At 73.9% G+C, this 19,953-nt stretch carries 13 protein-coding genes and 1 pseudogene; 8 read left to right on the forward strand and 6 right to left on the reverse strand.

Translation table 11 applies throughout. The features are described 5' to 3' along the window. From E1182_RS00480 to E1182_RS00505, 7 genes and pseudogenes are all read left to right on the forward strand, one after another. Positions 1-380 (forward strand): annotated as a pseudogene (locus E1182_RS00480) (DNA polymerase Y family protein); the annotation flags it as partial. Between the two features lie 273 nt (positions 381-653). Next, positions 654-4,019: an error-prone DNA polymerase gene (locus E1182_RS00485; RefSeq protein WP_132260677.1), complete on the forward strand. Its 3,366-nt coding sequence runs from the start codon at positions 654-656 to the stop codon at positions 4,017-4,019. 94 nt (positions 4,020-4,113) lie between these two features. Beyond that, entirely contained in the window at positions 4,114-4,290 is a 177-nt protein-coding gene (locus E1182_RS30805; RefSeq protein ID WP_165942456.1) for a hypothetical protein, read from the forward strand. 39 nt (positions 4,291-4,329) lie between these two features. Beyond that, the gene (locus E1182_RS00490) at positions 4,330-5,094 is read left to right on the forward strand and encodes a methyltransferase domain-containing protein (protein WP_132260598.1); all 765 of its coding nucleotides are present in this window, start codon (positions 4,330-4,332) and stop codon (positions 5,092-5,094) included. Next, complete coding sequence (locus E1182_RS00495; protein WP_132260599.1) at positions 5,091-6,296, forward strand: alkaline phosphatase family protein; 1,206 nt, start codon at positions 5,091-5,093, stop codon at positions 6,294-6,296. The genes E1182_RS00490 and E1182_RS00495 overlap by 4 nt, the downstream gene beginning before the upstream one ends. Positions 6,297-6,363: 67 nt before the next feature. Beyond that, on the forward strand, positions 6,364-7,623 hold the full coding sequence (locus E1182_RS00500; protein WP_132260600.1) for a DNA polymerase IV: 1,260 nt from the start codon (positions 6,364-6,366) through the stop codon (positions 7,621-7,623). A gap of 115 nt (positions 7,624-7,738) precedes the next feature. Beyond that, positions 7,739-8,134 carry a DUF3040 domain-containing protein gene (locus E1182_RS00505; RefSeq protein WP_132260601.1) on the forward strand — a complete coding sequence of 132 codons (396 nt, stop codon included), beginning with the start codon at positions 7,739-7,741 and terminating at the stop codon, positions 8,132-8,134. Positions 8,135-8,345: 211 nt separating this feature from the next. Here E1182_RS00505 and E1182_RS00510 read toward each other — a convergent pair whose 3' ends face one another. The 3 genes from E1182_RS00510 to E1182_RS00520 are packed head-to-tail and all read right to left on the reverse strand — an operon-like array spanning position 8,346 to position 13,177. Next, complete coding sequence (locus E1182_RS00510; RefSeq protein WP_132260602.1) at positions 8,346-10,805, reverse strand: DUF3488 and transglutaminase-like domain-containing protein; 2,460 nt, start codon at positions 10,803-10,805, stop codon at positions 8,346-8,348. 16 nt (positions 10,806-10,821) lie between these two features. Further along, positions 10,822-12,120: a DUF58 domain-containing protein gene (locus E1182_RS00515; RefSeq protein WP_132260603.1), complete on the reverse strand. Its 1,299-nt coding sequence runs from the start codon at positions 12,118-12,120 to the stop codon at positions 10,822-10,824. Between the two features lies 1 nt (position 12,121). Then, positions 12,122-13,177 carry a MoxR family ATPase gene (locus tag E1182_RS00520; RefSeq protein ID WP_132260604.1) on the reverse strand — a complete coding sequence of 352 codons (1,056 nt, stop codon included), beginning with the start codon at positions 13,175-13,177 and terminating at the stop codon, positions 12,122-12,124. A 495-nt stretch (positions 13,178-13,672) separates the two neighbouring features. Here E1182_RS00520 and leuS point away from each other — a divergent pair, with 495 nt between their 5' ends. After that, on the forward strand, positions 13,673-16,513 hold the full coding sequence (gene leuS / locus E1182_RS00525; protein ID WP_132260605.1) for a leucine--tRNA ligase: 2,841 nt from the start codon (positions 13,673-13,675) through the stop codon (positions 16,511-16,513). Positions 16,514-17,152: 639 nt separating this feature from the next. Here the strand turns inward: leuS and E1182_RS00530 are convergent. From E1182_RS00530 to E1182_RS00540, 3 genes are read right to left on the reverse strand one after another with little or no spacing between them, the layout of a single operon-like run. After that, positions 17,153-17,878 carry a TVP38/TMEM64 family protein gene (locus tag E1182_RS00530; protein WP_132260606.1) on the reverse strand — a complete coding sequence of 242 codons (726 nt, stop codon included), beginning with the start codon at positions 17,876-17,878 and terminating at the stop codon, positions 17,153-17,155. Then, entirely contained in the window at positions 17,875-18,594 is a 720-nt protein-coding gene (locus E1182_RS00535) for a type 1 glutamine amidotransferase (RefSeq protein WP_132260607.1), read from the reverse strand. Before E1182_RS00535 ends, E1182_RS00530 begins: the two co-directional genes overlap by 4 nt. Beyond that, positions 18,584-19,831, reverse strand: coding sequence for a MurT ligase domain-containing protein (locus E1182_RS00540; protein ID WP_132260678.1), 1,248 nt, complete (start codon positions 19,829-19,831; stop codon positions 18,584-18,586). Before E1182_RS00540 ends, E1182_RS00535 begins: the two co-directional genes overlap by 11 nt. Positions 19,832-19,953: the final 122 nt, after the last annotated feature.

Below are 19,953 nucleotides of genomic sequence, written 5' to 3' on the forward strand. Positions count from 1 at the left end.
GGCCTGGCCGGGTCGGGGGAGCCGGTCAGGGCGCGGTTGCCGGGAACTCCGTGCCGCCCTGGCCGGGCCGGCTGCCGCCGCCCTCACCCGCGGTGGTGCTGCCCACCCCGTTCGCCGCCGCCGTGCACGACGCCGCCGGCGAGCCGGTCGTGGTCAACGCGCGGCTGTCGGTCAGCGGCGCGCCGGCCCGGCTGACCGTCGGCACGGCCGCGCCGGTCGAGATCACCGGCTGGGCCGGCCCGTGGCCGGTGGACGAACGATGGTGGGCCCCGGCAGAGGCACGCCGCCGGGCCCGGTTCCAGGTCTGCCTGGCCGACGGCACCGCCCTACTGCTGGCCGTCGAGGCCGGTCGATGGCTGGTGGAGGCGATCTATGACTGAGCAGCGTGCCGCAGCCGAGCGGCACGCTGACCTGCCGTGCCCGCTCCGACCCGTCGGAGGCTACGGACGTGGTGGCGTGACTGGATCGCCGTCCGTTCCCGTTCCGGGTTCCGTGTCCACATCTGCTTCAGCTTCCGGCTCGATCAGCCGGCCGGCGGCCTCGCCGATCCATCTACGCCATCACGTCTGTAGTCGATTGGCAGTCATCCGCCTCCCCGGCGAGGGCGGAAGTCGATGGTGGGGCGGAAGCCGATGGTGCAGGAGTGCCGGCCGGTGAGCTTCCACAACCCGAGGATGCCCTGGTCGGAGCTGGAGCAGGTGCTGTCCGGGCGGTCCGGCAAGGAACGGCTCCGGGGCGAGCGGCACCTGCAGGTGGTCGACCCGCTCGCGGTCGACGCCGACGGCGGCGACGCCCCCGCCTGGAGCCGCACCCGACAGCACTACCAAGCGCCCGAGCTGCCCCGTCCCGACGGCGTCGTGCCCTACGCCGAGCTGCACGCGCACAGCAACTTCAGTTTCCTCGACGGGGCCAGCCATCCCGAGGAACTGGCCGAGGAGGCCGCCCGGCTGGGGCTCACCGCGCTCGCCGTCACCGACCACGACGGGTTCTACGGCGTGGTCCGCTTCGCCGAGGCGGCCCGGGCGCTGCACCTGCCGACGGTCTTCGGCGCGGAACTCTCCCTCGGGCTGCCCGGCCCGCAGAACGGCGAACCCGACCCGCTCGGCCGGCACCTGCTGGTGCTCGCCCACGGGCACGAGGGGTACGCCCGGCTCGCCGCCACCATCTCCCGGGCCCAGCTGCGCGGCGGGGAGAAGGGCCGCCCGGCCTACGGCGAACTGGAGGAGGTCGCCGCCGAGCTGCGCGACCACGTGTTGGTGCTGACCGGCTGCCGCAAGGGGCACGTGCCGGCGGCGCTGCTCACCGAGGGCGTCGACGCGGCGGCCCGGGAACTGGACCGGCTGACCGCGCTCTTCGGCGCGGAGACGGTGGCGGTGGAGCTGACCGACCACGGGCATCCGGTCGACGCCGACCGCAACGACGCCCTGGCCGAGCTGGCCACCACGGCCGGGCTGCCCACGGTGGCCACCAACAACGTGCACTACGCCACCCCGGGGCGACGCCGGCTGGCCACCACCCTCGCGGCGGTACGGGCCCGACGCAGCCTCGACGAGATCGACGGCTGGCTGCCCGCGGCGGCCACCGCCCACCTGCGCAGCGGCGCGGAGATGGCCGCCCGGCTCGCCGCGTACCCGGGTGCGGTGGCGCGGGCCGCCGAGTTCGGCGCGGAGCTGGCCTTCGACCTGCAACTGGTCGCGCCGCGACTGCCGGCGTACCCGGTGCCGCCCGGGCACAGCGAGATGAGCTGGTTGCGGCACCTGACCATGGCCGGCGCCCGGGAACGCTACGGCCCGCCGCAGGCGCACCCCGAGGCGTACGCGCAGCTGGAACACGAGCTGCGGATGATCGACGAGCTCGGCTTCCCCGGCTACTTCCTGGTGGTCTACGACATCGTCACGTTCTGCCGCGAGCAGGACATCTACTGCCAGGGCCGGGGGTCGGCGGCGAACTCGGCGGTCTGCTACGCGCTGCGGATCACCAACGTGGACGCGGTCCGGCACCGGCTGCTCTTCGAACGCTTCCTCGCCCCCGAACGCGACGGCCCGCCCGACATCGACGTGGACATCGAGTCCGACCGCCGGGAGGAGGTGATCCAGCACGTCTACGCCCGGTACGGCCGGGAGCACACCGCCCAGGTCGCCAACGTCATCTCGTACCGGCCCCGGTCGGCGGTGCGGGACGTGGCCAAGGCGTTCGGGTTCTCTCCCGGCCAGCAGGACGCCTGGAGCAAGCAGATCGACCGGTGGGGTTCGGTTGCCACGGTGGACGTGGCGGACATCCCCGAGCAGGTGGTCGCGTACGCCAACGAGGTGCAGACGTTCCCCCGGCACCTGGGCATCCACTCCGGCGGGATGGTGATCTGCGACCGGCCGGTGATCGAGGTCTGTCCGGTGGAGTGGGGGCGGATGCCCGGCCGCAGCGTGCTGCAGTGGGACAAGGACGACTGCGCGGCCGTCGGGCTGGTCAAGTTCGACCTGCTCGGCCTCGGCATGCTGTCGGCGTTGCACTACGGCTACGACATGATCGGGATGAGCCTGGACCTGGGTGACATGACGCTGGACGACCCCGAGGTCTACGAGATGCTCTGCCGGGCCGACTCGGTCGGGGTGTTCCAGGTGGAGAGCCGGGCCCAGATGGCCACCCTGCCCCGGCTGAAGCCCCGCGAGTTCTACGACCTGGTGGTGGAGGTGGCGCTGATCCGGCCCGGCCCGATCCAGGGCGGCTCGGTCCACCCGTACATCCGGCGCCGCAACGGCCAGGAACCGGTGACGTACCCGCACCCGCTGATGCGCAACGCGTTGGAGAAGACCCTGGGTGTGCCGCTGTTCCAGGAGCAACTCATGCAGCTCGCCATCGACCTGGCCGGCTTCGACGCGGCCGGGGCCGACCAGCTGCGCCGGGCGATGGGGGCGAAGCGGTCGGTGGAGCGGATGGCGCAGCTCGCCGACCGGCTCTACGCCGGGATGGCCGCGCGGGGCATCACCGGCGAGCTGGCCGACGACGTCTATCGCAAGCTGACCGCGTTCGCCAGCTACGGTTTCCCGGAGAGCCACGCGATGAGCTTCGCCTATCTGGTCTACGCCAGCTCCTGGCTCAAGCGCTACCATCCGGGGCCGTTCCTGGCCGCGCTGCTCAACGCCCAGCCGATGGGCTTCTACTCGCCACAGACCCTGGTGGACGACGCGCGTCGGCACGGCGTCGAGGTACGCCGGCCGGACGTCAACGCCAGCGGCGCGAAGGCCGTCCTGGAGTCCACCCCGGCCACCCGGTGGGGGAGCCAGCCGGGGGAACCGTCGCACGAGTGGGGCCTGGGCGGGCCGGCCGTCCGGCTCGGGCTGTCGAGCGTGCGTACCCTCGGCGATCCGGTGGCCGAACAGATCGAGGCGGAGCGGACGGCGCACGGGCCGTACCGTGACCTGTCGGACCTGGCCCGGCGGGTCGGGCTCACCGCCGCGCAGCTGGAGGCGCTGGCCACCGCCGACGCCTTCGCCTGTTTCGGGTTGACCCGGCGGCAGGCCCTCTGGGCCGCCGGCGCCGCGGCCCAGGACCGGCCCGACCGGCTGCCCGGCACGGTCACCGGCACGGCGGCGCCCACCCTGCCCGGGATGGAGGCGGTGGACCGGCTCGTCGCCGACGTCTGGGCCACCGGGCTGTCCCCGGAGAACCACCCGGCCCGGTTCATCCGGGAGCGGCTGGACACCCTCGGCGCGGTGCGGATCGCCCGGCTCGGCCAGGTGGAACCCGGCCGGCGGATCCGGGTGGGCGGGATCGTCACCCACCGGCAACGACCGGCGACCGCCGGCGGGGTCACCTTTCTCAACCTGGAGGACGAGACGGGGATGCTCAACGTCACCTGTTCCCCCGGGCTGTGGCAGCACTACCGCCGGACGGCCCGCACCAGCGCGGCGCTGGTGGTGCGCGGCCGGTTGCAGCGGCACGAGGGCGTCACCAGCCTGATCGCCGACCGGCTGGACGCGATCGAGCCCCCGGTGAGCCCGGCGTCCCGGGATTTCCGCTGAGCCGGGTGATCCACATTACAGTTTCCCGAGCCGGGAAGCGGGAGACTTCCGGACACGCGCGGGCAGAGTGGCCCGCTCGGGCAAGGGGGTGTCCATGACCTTCAGCATGCGTACCGGTGGGGTGGCGAACACCCGGCGGACCCGGCTGGCGGCCGGCTGGTCGCCCGTCCAGGGCGCGGAGCTGCGCGAGTACCAGGTGACCGACGGCCCGGTGGCCAACGCCCAACGGTCCCGTGCGGAGGAGGACCCGGCCGGCGGCGGGGAGTCCTGACCGGCGGGTCGTACCGCCTGCGGGGGGTCGGTGGCGCGGTTGACTAGGCTCGACCGGGTGGAGCACACCACCGGGTTCACCGGGCCGCCGCTGACCCCCCGTACCGCTGTCATCTGGTCGGTCCTCGCCGCCGAGCTGGCCCGACGCGACGGTGACCAACTCACCGTGCTCGACGTCGGCGGCGGGACGGGCGGCTTCGCCGTCCCGCTCGCCCGGGCCGGCCACTGGGTCACCGTGGTCGACGCCAGCCCCGACGCGCTCGCCGCGTTGACCCGCCGGGCCGCGGAGGCCGGCGTCGCCGACCGGGTACGCGCCGTGCAGGGCGACGGTGACGCGCTCGGCGGGCTGGTCGAACCGGCCGGCGCGGACCTGGTGCTCTGCCACTCGGTGCTGGAGGTGGTCGACGACCCGGCGCCGGTGGCCGCCGCGCTCGCCGCCGCGCTGCGCCCCGGCGGCGCGGCCAGCGTGCTGGTCGCCGGCCGGGCCGCCGCCGTGCTGAGCCGGGCGATGAACGGCCACCTGGACGTGGCCGCCGCGCTCGCCGCCGCTCCGGCCGGCTCCGCCGGGCCGCGGGACACCCTGCGCCGGCGCTTCGACTCCGACAGCGCCGCCGCGCTGCTGGGCGCCGCCGGGCTCACCGTGGAGGAGATCCACGGGGTACGCGTCCTCGCCGACCTGCTTCCCGCCACGGTGGCCGACGGTCAGCCGGCTGCCCTGGTCGAGCTGGAACGGGCCCTGGCCGCCCGCTCGCCGTACCGGGAACTCGCCGCCCAACTGCACCTGTTCGCCCGCCGCCCGGCATGACCGACCCGCGGCGACCCCCGACCGGGCCGGCGCCCGCCGCGCCTGTCCCCGACGGTGGCCCGCTGGCGGTCGTGCCACCCCGCTACGGCGGTGGCAGCCTCGCCGACGTGGTGCCCAGCGCGCTGGCCGTGCTCGGCGTGCCCGGCGCGGTCGACCTGCTCGGCCTGGCACCTCGGCTGGCCGGGGTACGCCGCGTCGCGGTGCTGCTCGTCGACGGTCTCGGCTGGTACCAGATCCCCACCGCCGCGCCGTACGCCCCGATCCTGGCTGGGCTGGCCGCCACGGCCGGCCGGCCACTGACCGCCGGTTTCCCGTCCACCACCCCGACCAGCCTGGCGAGCCTCGGCGCGGGCGTCGCCCCCGGGGCGCACGGGGTGCTCGGCTTCACCGTCCGGGTACCCGGCACCGACCGGGTGCTCAACCACATCGACTGGGCCGGTGACCCGGAGCCGCTGCGCTGGCAGCCGGTCCGCACCCAGTGGGAACGGGCCCGCGCGGCCGGGGTGGCGGTGACCGTCGTCAGCCGCCCCGAGTTCGCCGGCAGCGGGCTGACCCTGGCCGCCAACCGGGGCGGCGACTACCGGGGCGCGGCCGGGGTGGACGCCCTGGCCACCACGATGCTCGCCGCGCTGGCCGCCGGCCCCGGTCCGACCCTGGTCTCCGGCTATCACCCGGACCTGGACCGGCACGGCCACCTCAGCGGGGTGGACTCGATGCCCTGGCGGGCCGCCGCCGCCGAGGTGGACGCGCTGCTCGCCCGGCTCGTCGACGGCCTGCCGGCGGACGCCGCGCTGCTGGTCACCGCCGACCACGGCCAGCTCGACGTGCCCGCCGCGCACCGGATCGACCTGGACACCGATCCCCGGCTGCGCGCGGGCGTGCGGGTGGTCGCCGGTGAGCCCCGGGTGCGCTACCTGCACGTCGCGCCGGGAGCGCTGGACGACGTGCGGGCCGCCTGGGCGGCGGTGCTCGGGCCGGCCGCCCAGGTGCAGACCCGGGAGGAGGCGGTGGCCGGCGGCCGGTTCGGGCCGGTGTCGCCGGACCACCTGGGCCGCGTCGGCGACCTGGTGGTCACCTGCGCCGGCACGTACGCGCTGCTCGCCAGCCGTTCCGAACCGCCGGCGGTGTCCCGGCTGGTGGCCTACCACGGTGCGGACACCGCCGCCGAGATGACCATCCCGCTGCTGGTCGTCCGGGGCTGACCCCCCACTCTCGCCCCACCCGCCCGCCGCCGCGCGAGGTGTCGTACCGGCGGGTTAGCGTGCGGGGATGGGTCGGAGCCAGTCGTTGCCGCGCGGTGGTGACCCGCGTTTCGGGCCGGGCGCCGACGACTCCGGCAGCACCGTGCTGCACGTCGACATGGATGCCTTCTTCGCCTCGGTCGAGGTGCGCCGCCGCCCGGAGTTGCGCGGCAAGCCCGTCGTGGTCGGCGGGGTCGGCCCGCGCGGCGTGGTCAGCTCCGCCAGCTACGAGGCCCGGCGGTACGGCGTCCGCAGCGCCATGCCCACCGCCCGGGCCCGGGCGCTCTGCCCGCACGCGGTCTACCTCCCGCCCGACCTCACCCGGTACGCGGCGGCCTCGCAGGCGGTCATGCAGATCTTCCGGGACGTCACCCCGCTGGTCGAGCCACTCTCCCTCGACGAGGCGTTCCTCGACGTGGCCGGCGCCCGGCGGCTGTTCGGCTCCCCGGTCGAGGTCGCCCGGCTGATTCGCCGCCGGGTCGCCGAGGAGCAGAAGCTCACCTGCTCGGTCGGGGTGGGGCCGAGCAAGTTCGTGGCCAAGCTCGGCTCGACCCGCGCCAAACCGGACGGCCTGCTGGTGGTGCCCGCCGACCGGGTGCTGGAGTTCCTGCACCCGTTGCCGGTCGACGCGCTCTGGGGGGTGGGGGAGCGGTCCGCCGAGGCGTTGCGCCGACTGGGCCTGGCCACCGTCGGTGACCTGGCCGAGGCTCCGCTGGGCATGCTGCGGCGAGCGGTCGGCGAGGCGTCCGCGGCCCACCTGCACGAGCTGGCCTGGGGGCGGGACCCGCGTCCGGTCAGCCCGGAGCACGTGGAGAAGTCGATCGGCGCGGAGGTGACCTTCGACGTGGACGTGAGCGACCCGAGGGAGATCCGCCGGGCGCTGCTGGCGCTCAGCGAGAAGGTGGGCGTCCGGCTGCGTCGTGCCGGTCAGGTCGGCCGTACGGTGTCGATCAAGGTGCGGCTGGCGGACTTCCGCACCGTGAGCCGGTCCCGCACCCTCGGCGTACCGACCGATGTGACCCGGGAGGTCTTCGACACCGCCTGGGCGCTCTGGGCGGCGCTCGACCCCGGGGAGCGGATCCGGCTGGTCGGCGTACGGGTCGAAGGGCTGGCGGAGGCGAGTGGCGCGCCCCGGCAGTTGACCCTCGGCGCGCCCGAGCGCGGCTGGCGGGAGGCGGAAGCTGCCGCCGACGCCGCGGCTGCCCGTTTCGGGCGGTCCGTCATAGGTCCGGCCAGTCTGCTCGGCATGGGTGGTGGCGACCGGCGCGAAAAACCGGGCCGGCCGTAGGTCGTCCCGCTTTCCGACGCGCGAGGGCCCTCGTAGACTTGACGGCAAGCAGCCGGTTGGCTGCCACGGTCTGTCGGCCCGACCGGGCCGACCAACGTGACCGGGGAGGAGTGCCGTGCCGCTCTCGGAGCACGAGCAGCGGCTGTTCGAGCAGATCGAGCGGTCGCTTGCCGAGGACCCCAAATTCGCCTCGGCCGTGCGCGCCAGCGACCCGCGTTTCCACGCGCGGCGTCGCCTGCTCGTCGCTGCCGGCGTCGTCGTCGTCGGCCTGGCCCTGTTGGTCTATGGCGCGGTGATCAAGACTCCGCCGCTGGCAGTGGCGGGGTTCGTCGTCATGCTGGCTGCGTTGGGCTATGCGGTGCAGTCGCACCGGCGGGCGCAGTCACCGGACCTGCACGTGGTGGGTGGCACGACCAGCCGTCGTCGTCCGCGCGGGCGTGGCGGCCGCCGGCCGTCACTGCTGGACCGCATGGAGGACCGGTGGCGGCAGCGCCCGGAGGGACATCGCTGACCGTCGTCCGCCGCTGAGGCGGTTCGGCGTCGTCGCGGGACGGTGGGTGCCGGGTAGCTTCCGGCCACCACCGTCGTAGCAGCATGTCCAGAGTCAGGACCGAACCTCCGGCAGCTCAGCTGCTTGATCAGCTCATTCTGCGGCGAATGGCGGTGTCCCTGGGCAGGGACACCGCCATTCGCGGCAAACGGACAGGCCGGCAGCGGAGCGGTCAGGCGCGGCGGGCCAGTAGGCGGCGGGGATTCCACCGCGCCAGCCGCAGGCGGAGCCGGCCGGTCGTCGTCACCCACCGGGTGGAGTGTTCCGTCACGGCCGAACGCCACCGCATCAGCACCGACGGCGGAAGCACCACCGCGAGGAGCCGGGTACGTCGGTCGGCCCGGGCGGCGAGCGTGTCGCGTACCGAGGCCAGGGCCGGGCGCAGCGGCTCGCCGGTGAGCGGGTCACGGGCGTAGCGGGCCCGCTCCTCGGCGCGACCGAGCAGCCGTACCGCCGTGGCGGAGGTGGCGTCCTCCGCGAGCGCCTCTCGGACCAGGCGTTCCGCGGTCGCCCGCGGGGTTTCCGTCCGGTCGACCCGGACCTGGTAGTCGACCAGGGTGTCCACCAGTTCGTCCCATGCGGCGTGGGCGTCGGCCCGGGCGCGGTCGCGATCTGCGCCGAGGACCAGCATGCCGGTGGCCGGGGCGTCCGCCGCGTCGGCCGCACCCGCGGTGACCGCCGGGGTCACCGTCAGTTGGCGTCGCCGGCGCAGTGCCATCCGGCGCAGCGCCGGTACGCACAGCAGCGCGAGCAGCGCCAGCACGCCACCGGCCGTCCACCACGGCCAGGTGGGCCCACGCTGGATCGGGGCACCGGTGACCGGGTCGAAGGTCTCGTCGACGTCCCGGTCGGCGGCGTCCGGCTGCTGCGGGCCGGCGGTGGTGTCCGGCCCCTCCGGGGTGACCCCCGGCGCGGAACTGCCCGACGGCTCCGGGTCCGGCGCGTCGCTGTCCGGGGCCCAGGCCGAACGGGTGGCGCCCTGCACCGCGTACGCGGGGGTGGGGTCGAACGGCACCCACCCCATCCCGTCGAAGTAGACCTCCGTCCAGGCGTGCAGGTTGCGGTTGGTCAGCACGAAACTGCCGGTACCGGTGCTGGTGCCGTTGGTGAAGCCGAACGCGACCCGGGCCGGAATGCCGGCCGCGCGGACCAGCCAGGCCATCGCGGCCGCGTACTGCTGACAGAAGCCGACCTTGTTGTCGAGGAAGTCGACGATCTCCTGGCCGCTGGTGCCGCCCTTGGTGCTCAGCGAGTAGCTGAAGCCGTTCTCCCGGGAGAAGTGGTCGTAGATCGCCCGGACCTTGTCGTAGTCGGTGCGCTTGCCCTCGATGAGCTCGGCGACCAGCGCGTCCACCTGCTGCACCGACGGCCGGCGGGTCTGCTGCACGGCGATCGGGTGCTCGGCCGGCAGCGAGGGGGCCCGGCGCAGCGCCGCTGGAGTGAAGGTCGACCGGACGTACTCGACGGTGTAGCGCTTGCCCCGGGAGTTGTCCCGGTTGGAGAACACCACACCGAGATTGCGGTCGTAGAGCCAGTTGCCGTTGAGCCCCTGCACCCCGACCGGGTCGGAGTAGACCGGCACCAGCGGCATCTCGAGGTTACGGCTGACCTCCACCGTCGCCTGGTACCGCTGTTGGTCCGCGCCCCGCCGGTCGATGCCCGGCAGGTCCCGGTCGACCCGCGTCCCGGTCGGCGGGCGCACCCGGAAGCCGTCCGAGCGCAGCTCGTCGGCGACGCCGAAGCGCAGGTAGAAAGGGCTGGGCTCGGTGGTGGTCACCTTGACCATCTCGGCCACTTCGGACTGGTTGAGCTGGCCACTGAGCGCGGCGAACAGATCGATCCGGCCGGGGCTGCCGCCCTGCCCGAACCGCCCGGTGCCGGTGCCGTTGCCGGCCGAGGTGAACTGGTTGAGCAGCCCTCCGGTCATCCCCGGCACCGCCAGCGGCAGCGCCACGGCGAGCGCCACACCCACCACCGCCAGCCGGCGACCGGCCGCGGCCAGCGGAGACGCCTCCCAGACGTCGACGTCGCGGCCCTCACCGGTGAACCGGCGGCCGAACCGGCGTACCCGCTCGACGTTGTCGGTGACCAGCAGCCACAGGTAGCCGCAGGCTCCGACGACGAACGGCAGCGCCGGCACGCTGTCCACGTAGACCGCCACCGGCACCGAGTAGATCGCCAGCATGGGCAGCCCGGCGAGCGCGGGACGACGCAGCCCCACCGCCAGCACATCGACCAGGACGGCCACCCCGCCCACCCCGAGCACGGTGATGAACAACAGCGGGGTGGTGTCCGGCACCTTCACCCCGTACGACCGCATGTCCTGCGTCGAGCCCTGCAGCAGCTCACCGAAGTGGGCCAGCGTGTCCGGGGTGGGCAGGATCCCGACCAGTTCGTCGCCGGCGGGGAACAACCAGGTCAGCGCGAGCAGCAGGCCGGCCAGCATGCCCACCACCTGCGCCCACAGCGGGGCCCGCAGCGCCCGGATCAGCGCGGCCACGGCCGCCACCACGGCCACCGCGATGGCGGCCTGGATCAGCCAGGTCCACCGTTGGAAGATCGACGATAGGGGCGCCGCGGCGAGCAGGGTCGCCGCGGCGGCCACGAAGCCGAGGTTCCGGGACGCGATCACGATGTCACCCTCCCCGTCACCGGACCACGCCGGCGACCGTCTCGGCCATGGCGGCGCGCAGGGCGAACCCCTGCGAGCCACGGGCCGCCTGCGGCCACAGCGCCGACAACCGGCTGCCGTGGTCCACCCCGATCACCCGCCAGCCGCCCTGGAGCAGGGCCAGCGCGGCGGCGCCGTGGGCCTGCGCGGACTCGGCGCGTGCCTGCTCCGGCAGGTTCAACCAACTGTTGCTGTCCAGCAGGAAACCCACACAGGTCGCGCCGTTGCCGCGCAACCCGGCCAGCAGTTCGGCCTCGGTGGTGTTCAGCGTGCCGAGCAGCGCGATGATCAGGCCGCCGTCGGCGCGCTGGCGGACCCGCTGCACCAGCGTCGCGACGTCGACGCGCTGGTCGAGCCGGACATCGGCGAGATGGTCGAGGAGCACGCCGTCGCCGGCCACCTCGGTGGCGTCCACGTCCGCACCGGAGCCGGTGACCAACCGCAGCTTGTAGCCGGACTGCCGCAGGTGCACGGCGATGCTCGCGGCGGCCGAGACCGCCCACTCGAAGCTGGCGGTGGGGCCGTCGCCGCGGTGGCCGTACGCCCGGGTGTCCAGCACCACGGTGGCGCGGCTCTCCCAGGGCTGCTCCTCGCGTCGCACCATCAGCTCACCGGTGCGGGCGGTCGACTTCCAGTGCACCCGACGCAGGTCGTCGCCCCGGCGGTACTCCCGGGTCGCCGCGTCGTCCTCGCCGTGTACCGCCACGGACCGGGCCCGGCTGTCGCCGCTGCCGGCGTACTCGCCGGGCAGGCGGATCGTCGGCAGCGGAGTGACCTGCGGGATCACCGTCAGGTGGTCGGTGCCCGGGAAGGCACGGGTCAGCTCGCACAGCCCGAACGGGTCGGTCATCCGGACCACCAGCGGGCCGACCTCGTACCGGCCGCGCACGTCGGCGCGCACCGTGTACGCCACCGAGCTGGCCTGGTGCGCGCCGAGGCGCTCCAGCACCACCCGGGGTCGGCTGCCCAGCGCGTACGGCAGCCGGTCCTCCAGCAGCAGGGTGCCGGTGGGCAGGCGGGACATGTTCTGCAACCGCAGCACCACCCGGGAGTGGGCTCCGACCGGCACCCGGTGCGGTTCCAACGCCCGGCTGCAGGCGAGCTTGTAGCGGCTGCGCCCCACGTAGAGCGCGGCGAGCAGCGGGAGGGTCGCGAGCAGTACGGCCACCCGCAGCAGGTCCTTCTCGCCGAGAATGCCGGCGGAGACCGCCGCCGCGACCGCGGCCGCCAGGAACGAGCGGCCGCGGGTGGTCAGACCACGCAGCCCGTCACGCACGTCACGGCCTCCGCGGCTCGAACGGCGGGCGGGCGTTGCCGGTGGCGGGCCGGGGCGTGTCGTAGGGGGTGCGTTGGCGGTCCGGCGGCAGTGGCAGCCGGTGCACCAGCTCCGCGATGATCGCGTCGGTGGTGCGCCGGGCGAGCTGCGCGTCCGCGGTCGGGATGAGGCGGTGCGCCAGCACCGGCACCGCGAGCGCCTGCAGGTCGTCGGGGAGCACGTAGTCGCGTCCTTCCAGGGCGGCCACCGCACGGGCGGTGCGCAGCAGCTGGAGGGTGGACCGGGGGGAGGCGCCCAGCCGCAGTTCCGGCGACTCGCGGGTGGCGGTGACCAGGTCGACGGCGTACTGCTTGACGGCGTCGGCGGCGTGCACCTGGCGCACGGTGGCGATCAGCCGGCGGACCGTCTCGGCGTCGGCGACCGGCCGCAGCTCCTGCAGCGGGTCGGCGGCGCCGTGGCCGTCCAGCATGGCCAGCTCGGCCTGCGGGCCGGGGTAGCCCATCGCGATCCGGGCGGTGAACCGGTCGCGCTGCGCCTCCGGGAGGGGGTAGGTGCCCTCCATCTCGATCGGGTTCTGCGTGGCGATCACCATGAACGGGGTCTGCAGCTGGTAGGTCACCCCGTCGACGGTGACCTGCCGTTCCTCCATGCACTCCAGCAGCGCCGACTGCGTCTTGGGGGAGGCCCGGTTGATCTCGTCACCGACCACCAGGTTGGCGAAGACCGCGCCCGGCCGGAACTCGAAGTCGTGCGTCTCCTGGTTGTAGACGCTCACGCCGGTGACGTCGCTGGGCAGCAGGTCGGGGGTGAACTGGATCCGGCGCACCGAGCAGTCGATCGAGCGGGCCAACGCCTTGGCCAGCTTGGTCTTGCCGACGCCGGGGACGTCCTCGATCAGAAGGTGACCCTCGGCGAGCAGGACGGCCAGGGCGAGGCGCACGGTCGCGGTCTTGCCTTCGATGACCTGTTCGATGTTGGCCACGATGGCGTCGCTGGCGGCGCGGAACTCGTCGTGCGGCAGCAGGCCGCCCACCTCGTCCCAGGTCTGTTGTGTCACGGGCCTCCTCCTCGTCGCCGGAAACGGCAGCTCTGTATGAGAGCACCTGGACCCGCCGTTGGGTTCGCGACGCCGAGCCACGTCTGCCGCAGAAATCTCATTGGCCTCTCAGGCTAACCATGTTTCTCGTCTTCGCCGACACCCGCAGGTAGTCCGCCGGTTACGCCCGGAATATTCGCCGGTCGGGGGACGGGGACGCCCCTGGTCAGCGGGGAGACACGGCTCCTGCCGAACGACGGGCGACCATGACGGACGCGGCACCGCCGATCACCCTCGGCTACGTGCTGGCCGGCGGGTAAGGCGGTTCCCGTCCCGTCGCGGCCGGCGGTAGACTGCGGGCATGTCCGTGGCCGGTCTGCTTCTTACCGAGCCGTGCTGACGCGCTGACCGCGACAGCACGGCCGCCCCTCCTGCGCGAGGGGCTTTTTTGTGCCTACCGGACGAGACCGACCCGCATCCCGCGGTACGACCAACAGCGGTTCGAGGAGAGACGCCATGAGTGAGGCAGCCGCACCGGCCAGTGACGTGCCACCGTTCCGGTACACGGCCGCCCTGGCCGACGAGATCGAGCGCCGGTGGCAGGACGTCTGGGCGCGCGAGGGCACCTTCCACGCCCCGAACCCGACCGGTCCGCTGGCCGACCCCGACCATCCGCGGGCCGGCGCGGAGAAGCTGTACGTGCTGGACATGTTCCCCTACCCCTCGGGGGCCGGCCTGCACGTCGGCCATCCGCTGGGCTACATCGGCACCGACTGCTTCGCCCGCTACCAGCGGATGGCCGGGCGCAACGTGCTGCACGCGATGGGCTTCGACGCGTTCGGGCTGCCCGCCGAGCAGTACGCGGTGCAGACCGGCACCCACCCCAGGACCACCACCGAGCAGAACATCGAGCGGTACAAGGCGCAGCTGCGCCGGCTGGGCCTGGCCCACGACGAGCGCCGGTCGGTGGCCACCATCGACACCGACTTCTACCGCTGGACCCAGTGGATCTTCCTGCAGGTGTTCAACTCCTGGTACGACCCCGAGGCGAAGAAGGCCCGCCCGGTCGCCGAGTTGGTCGCCGAGTTCGAGGCCGGCACCCGGCCCACCCCGGACGGTCGCCCGTGGGCCGAGCTGACGGTGGCGCAGCGGCGGGCGATCGTCGACGACCACCGGCTGGCGTACGTCTCGCAGGCACCGGTCAACTGGTGCCCGGGGCTGGGCACCGTGCTGGCCAACGAGGAGGTCACCGCCGACGGCCGCTCCGAGCGGGGCAACTTCCCGGTCTTCAAGCGCAACCTGAAGCAGTGGATGATGCGGATCACCGCGTACGGCGACCGGCTGCTGGACGACCTGGACGCGCTGGACTGGCCCGAGCCGATCAAGCTGATGCAGCGCAACTGGATCGGCCGGTCCACCGGCGCGCACATCGACTTCGCCACCGAGCGGGGCCCGCTGCGGGTGTTCACGACCCGGCCGGACACCATCTTCGGGGCGACCTACATGGTGCTGGCTCCCGAGCACGAACTGGTCGACGCCCTGGTGCCGGCGGCCTGGCCGGAGGGGACCAGGGACGCCTGGACCGGGGGGCACGCCAGTCCGTGGGCGGCGGTCGAGGCGTACCGCAAGGCGGCACGGGCCAAGACCGACGTCGAGCGACAGGCGGAGACCAAGGAGAAGACCGGCGTCTTCGTCGGCGCGTACGCCGTCAACCCGGTCACCGGCGGGCAGATCCCGATCTTCATCGCGGACTATGTGCTGGCCGGCTACGGCACCGGCGCGATCATGGCGGTGCCCGCCGAGGACGAGCGCGACCACGCCTTCGCCGACATCTTCGAACTGCCGGTCGTGCGGACCGTCCAGCCGCCGGAGGGCTTCGACGGCGGGGCGTACACCGGGACCGGGCCGATGATCAACAGTGCGGCGCCGGAGCGTGGCCTGGACCTGAACGGCCTGGGAGTCGACGACGCCAAGGCCCGCATCATCGCGTGGCTGGAGGCCAACGGCCACGGCGAGGGCGCGGTCACCTACCGGCTGCGCGACTGGCTGTTCTCCCGGCAGCGCTACTGGGGCGAGCCGTTCCCGATCGTGTACGACGAGACCGGCAGCGCCATCGCGCTGCCCGAGTCGATGTTGCCGGTCGAGCTGCCCGAGGTCGACGACTTCTCGCCCAAGACGTTCGATCCCGACGACGCCGGCAGCGACCCGGAGACCCCGCTGTCGCGTCGCCGCGACTGGGTCGAGGTGGAGCTGGACCTGGGGGACGGCCCGAAGCGGTACACCCGGGAGACCAACGTGATGCCGCAGTGGGCCGGCTCCTGCTGGTACGAGCTGCGCTACCTGGACCCGACCAACTCCGAGCGGTTCGTCGACGCGGAGAACGAGCGGTACTGGATGGGCCCGCGCGACGCGGGCGACTGCGGGGGCACCGACCTGTACGTCGGTGGCGCCGAGCACGCCGTGCTGCACCTGCTGTACGCCCGCTTCTGGCACAAGGTTCTGTACGACCTGGGCCACGTCTCGTCGTTCGAGCCGTTCCGCAAGCTGTTCAACCAGGGCTACATCCAGGCGTACGCCTACACCGACGCCCGGGGCGCGTACGTGCCCGCCGAGGAGGTCGTCGAACGCGACGGCGGCTTCTACCTGGGCGACACGGCGGTCAGCCGCGAGTACGGCAAGATGGGCAAGTCGCTGAAGAACGTCGTCACCCCCGACGAGATGTGCGCGACGTACGGCGCCGACACCTTCCGGGTCTACGAGATGTCGATGGGTCCGCTGGAGGTCTCCCGCCCCTGGGACACCCGGGCGGTGGTCGGGTCGTACCGGTTCCTGCAACGGGTCTGGCGGGCGGTCGTCGACGAGCAGACCGGCGCGACGCGGGTGGTCGACGCGCCCGCCGACGAGGCGACCCGCCGGCTGCTGCACAGGGTGGTCGACGGGGTCCGCGGCGACATGGAGGGGATCCGGTTCAACACCGCGATCGCCAAGCTGATCGAGCTGACCAACGCGGTGACCCGGTTGCCGCAGACCCCGCGCGAGGTGGCCGAGCCGCTGGTGCTGATGCTGGCGCCGTTCGCCCCGCACGTCGCCGAGGAACTGTGGCGGCGACTGGGCCACGACACCTCGCTGACGTACGCGGACTTCCCGACCGCCGACCCGGCCCTGCTGGTTGCCGAGACGGTCACCTACCCGGTGCAGATCAACGGCAAGGTGCGCGGTCGGGTCGAGGTCGCCGCCGACGCGGCCGAGGACGACGTACGGGCGGCGGCGCTGGAGGCGGTCGCCGGTGCGCTGGCCGGCCGGGAGCCGCAGAAGGTCATCGTGGTCAAGGGCCGGATGGTCTCGGTCGTCGCCTGAGCTGTTCGGCCCTCCCCCCGGGGGCGAGGGGCAGGGAGCGAGTGCCGGAGAGGGCTGCTGCTCCGCATCCGGTCGCAGACCTCGTCGCCGTCGGTGACCGGCCGCGGCTAAGAGGGCACAGCGTGGCGGCCGTCGGCACCTGGCTGGCCCACCGCTACTCGGGCGCTACCAACGTGATGGCGTAGATGGGTCACCCGGGATTCGGGGGCAGGCCACCGGTCGGCGGCGGGTACTGGGCTGCTGGGTGCGCGCCGTCGGCTCGGGGGCCGGCCTTGCTCGGGTGGCCGGCCTTGCTCGGGTGGCCGGCCTTGGTGGGGTGGCCGCCGTTGGCTGAGGGCTGGCGCTGGCGAGGTGGCCAGCGGCGCGTCGACTCGGCCGGAAAGCGGCCTCGCTTCCAGGCCACGTGGTTCATCCGCCCCGGCACCCGCTGCGCCGCGTCGCCGTTGCCGGCTCCGCATGACCATGACAGGTGGCCCGCTGTTCGCCGACCCACCCGGTCCGGCCGTCGTGACCGACCCGGCTACCGCGGCCGGGACGGCGGGCCGCCGATCCGGCTACGCCGTCAGGTCTGTAGCGCCTCGGCACCGTTGTTCGATCGACCTGTCTGCCATCGCTGCCGGCCCGCGGATCCGTCGCCGGTCACCGGTGCGGGTCGCCGATGTCGAGCCGGCGCTGCCGCTCGGCGCGCCACCAGCGCTGCGCCAGCACCGCGCTGGCGATCAGGCCGAGGCTGGCGGGGGCGGCGGCGTACCAGTTGACGGCCCCCGGCGAGGTGACCGCCGCGCCGATGGCCGCGTAGCCGAAGGCCGTGGGGGCGGAGGCGAGCACGCTGCCGACCAGGAACGGCAGCACCCGCGCGCCGGTGGTGCCGTAGCCGTAGCTGACCAGCCCGAACCCGGCGACCGGCAGCAGCCGTACGGTGATCACCCCGAGGACGCTCTGCCGGGCGAACCAGCCGTCGAGGCGAGCCAGCCGGCCCCGGGCCCGTTCGGCCACGAACTCCCGCCCCAGCAGCCGGCCGACGGCGAAGCACAGCGCCGCCGCGAGCAGCGCCGCGCCGAGGGCGTACCCGGCTCCGGCGAGAGGGCCGAAGATCGCGCCCGAGGCGAGCGTGACGAAGGTCCGGGGGACCAGTGCGACCAGCAGCAGGGCGCCGACCGTCACCGCCACGGCCGGGGCGTACCCGCCGAGGTGGTCGGCGAGGTGCGGCAGCGCCCGGGGGTCGGGCCGGGGCACCAGCAGCAGCGTGCCGCCGAACCCGGCGAGCAACAACAACAACAGCCCGAACCGGCGGGCCGGCGGCTGCCGGAGCAGCTCCCGGACGGCGCGCAGCACGTCGGCGCGGCGGCCGGCACCGGGGGTCATGCCCGGGCGGCGGCCACCGCGGCGCGGCGCTCGGAGCGGAGCCGCTCGGCCCAGGTGTCGTCCAGCGGCGGAAGCTGGTGGGCGCCGGTGGCCCAGCGCAGCAGCAGGTCGGCCAGGGCTGGGTTGCGGGCCAGCGCCGGCCCGTGCGAGTAGGTGCCGAGCAGCTTGCCCCGCCACGCCCCCTCGGTGGCGCCGTCGTTGCCGACCCCGGCGGTCACCCGGGCCAGCGGGGAGACGCTCGGGCCGAGGTGGGTGCGCCCGCCGTGGTTCTCGAAGCCGGACAGCGCCGGGATGCCGAGCCGAGGGTCGATGTCGCCGGCCAGCTCACCCACGGCCCGGGTGGGACCCCGGTCGGAGGAGAGGTCCAGCAGCTCCAGGCCGGCGCACCGGGTGCCCTTGGCGAAGAAGGAGGTGCCCAGTAGTTGGTAACCGGCGCAGACACCGAAGACCACCGAGCCCTGGGCGACCGCACGGTGCAGGCCGCCGTCGGCGAGCAGCCGCTGCGCGCCGAGCGCCTGCGGGCCGTCCTCGCCGCCACCGATGAGGTAGATGTCGGCGGTGGCGGGCAGCCGCTGGTCGGATCGGACCTCCAGCACCTCGACCGGCATGCCGCGCAGTTGCGCCCGGCGGGCCAGGATCAGCATGTTGCCGCGGTCGCCGTAGGTGGAGAGCAGGTCGGGGTAGACCCAGACGATGCGCAGGCTCTCAGTTGACACGGTCCAACTCCGCTCGGATGTCCTGGAAGGCGGTGTAGTTCGCGATGACCTCCAGCCGGCCCGGCGGGGCGGCGCGGACCGCCTCGCCGAACGTGCGGACGTGCTGGAACGGCACGCCGTTGACCTCGAGCCGGACCGCCAGGTCGTACGCCCGGTCACCGGTGATCAGCACCTGTCGCCCGCGCAGCGGGGCGAAGTCGACGTCGAACAGCCAGGAGGTGTCCAGGCCGTCGGGGTCGCGGGCGTTGATGGACAGCAGGGTCGGGGCCTCGTCGGCCATGTCGAACGCCTCCAGCCAACTGGCCGGGTTCTTCGCCAGCAGCAGCCGGATGTTGCGCCCGTCCCGCTGGACCTGGGCGTAGCGACCGGCGACCGAGGTGACCGTGCCGAGCCGGGAGACGGCGTCGACGGGGCGTACGCCGAACTCGGCGGCGACGGCCAGGGCGGTGGCGGCGTTGCCGATGTTGACCTTGCCGGGGAGCTGGAGAGTGATCTTGTGCCAGGCGCCGGTGGGGTCGAGGACCCCGTCGTCCTCCACCGTCCAGTTCGGTTCCGGGCGGCGCAGCGGGCAGCCGGTGCACCACCACTGCTGGCCGGAGCGTTGGATGGTGGAGCCGCACTCGGGGCAGACCCAGGAGTCGTCGTGCCAGCGCTGGCCGGCGCTGAACCAGGTGACGTGCGGGGCGTTGATCCCGCGGGCCGGGTCGGCCGGCGGGGTGGCCGCCCAGACCACCATCGGGTCGTCGGCGTTGGCCACCACTCGGACCTTGGCGTGGCGCACCAGCGCGGCCCGCCAGAGCTGGGCCATCATGGCCACCTCCTTGGCCCGGTCCAGCTGGTCCCGGGACAGGTTCAGCAGCGCCACCACGTGCGGTTCGGTGGCCTCCAGCACCTGGGCGAGGTAGTGCTCGTCGACCTCCAGCACCGCGTACGGGGTGCTGCCCGCCTTGGCCAGCGCGGAGGTGTGGCCGGTCGGCATGTTCGCGCCGAAGGAGTTGGTGGCGACGCGGCCGAGCACCCCGACCGCGGCGGCGGCGAGCCGGGTGGTGGTGGTCTTGCCGTTGGTGCCGGAGATCAGCGCGATGGCGCGACCGGCGGAGAGGTGGGCCAGGAGGTCGGGGTCGATCTTCAGGCCGATCCAGCCGCCGATCACCGAACCGTCGCCGCGACCGGCGGCCCGCGACAGCGCCGCGGCGGTCCGCGACACGGAGGTGGCCACCTTGGCCCGCAGGGGCATCTTCGCGTCCGTCACGGCAGCGAGGTTACCGGACCGCACCGCCCAGCCAGATCGCCGCCGACGGTGAACCGTTCGGTCGGGTCCGCCCGGGCGTCCGGTCGGCGGCGCTCAGCCGGCCGGAG

It is taken from the genome of Micromonospora sp. KC721 (genome assembly GCF_004348355.1).
Lineage (GTDB): Bacteria > Actinomycetota > Actinomycetes > Mycobacteriales > Micromonosporaceae > Micromonospora.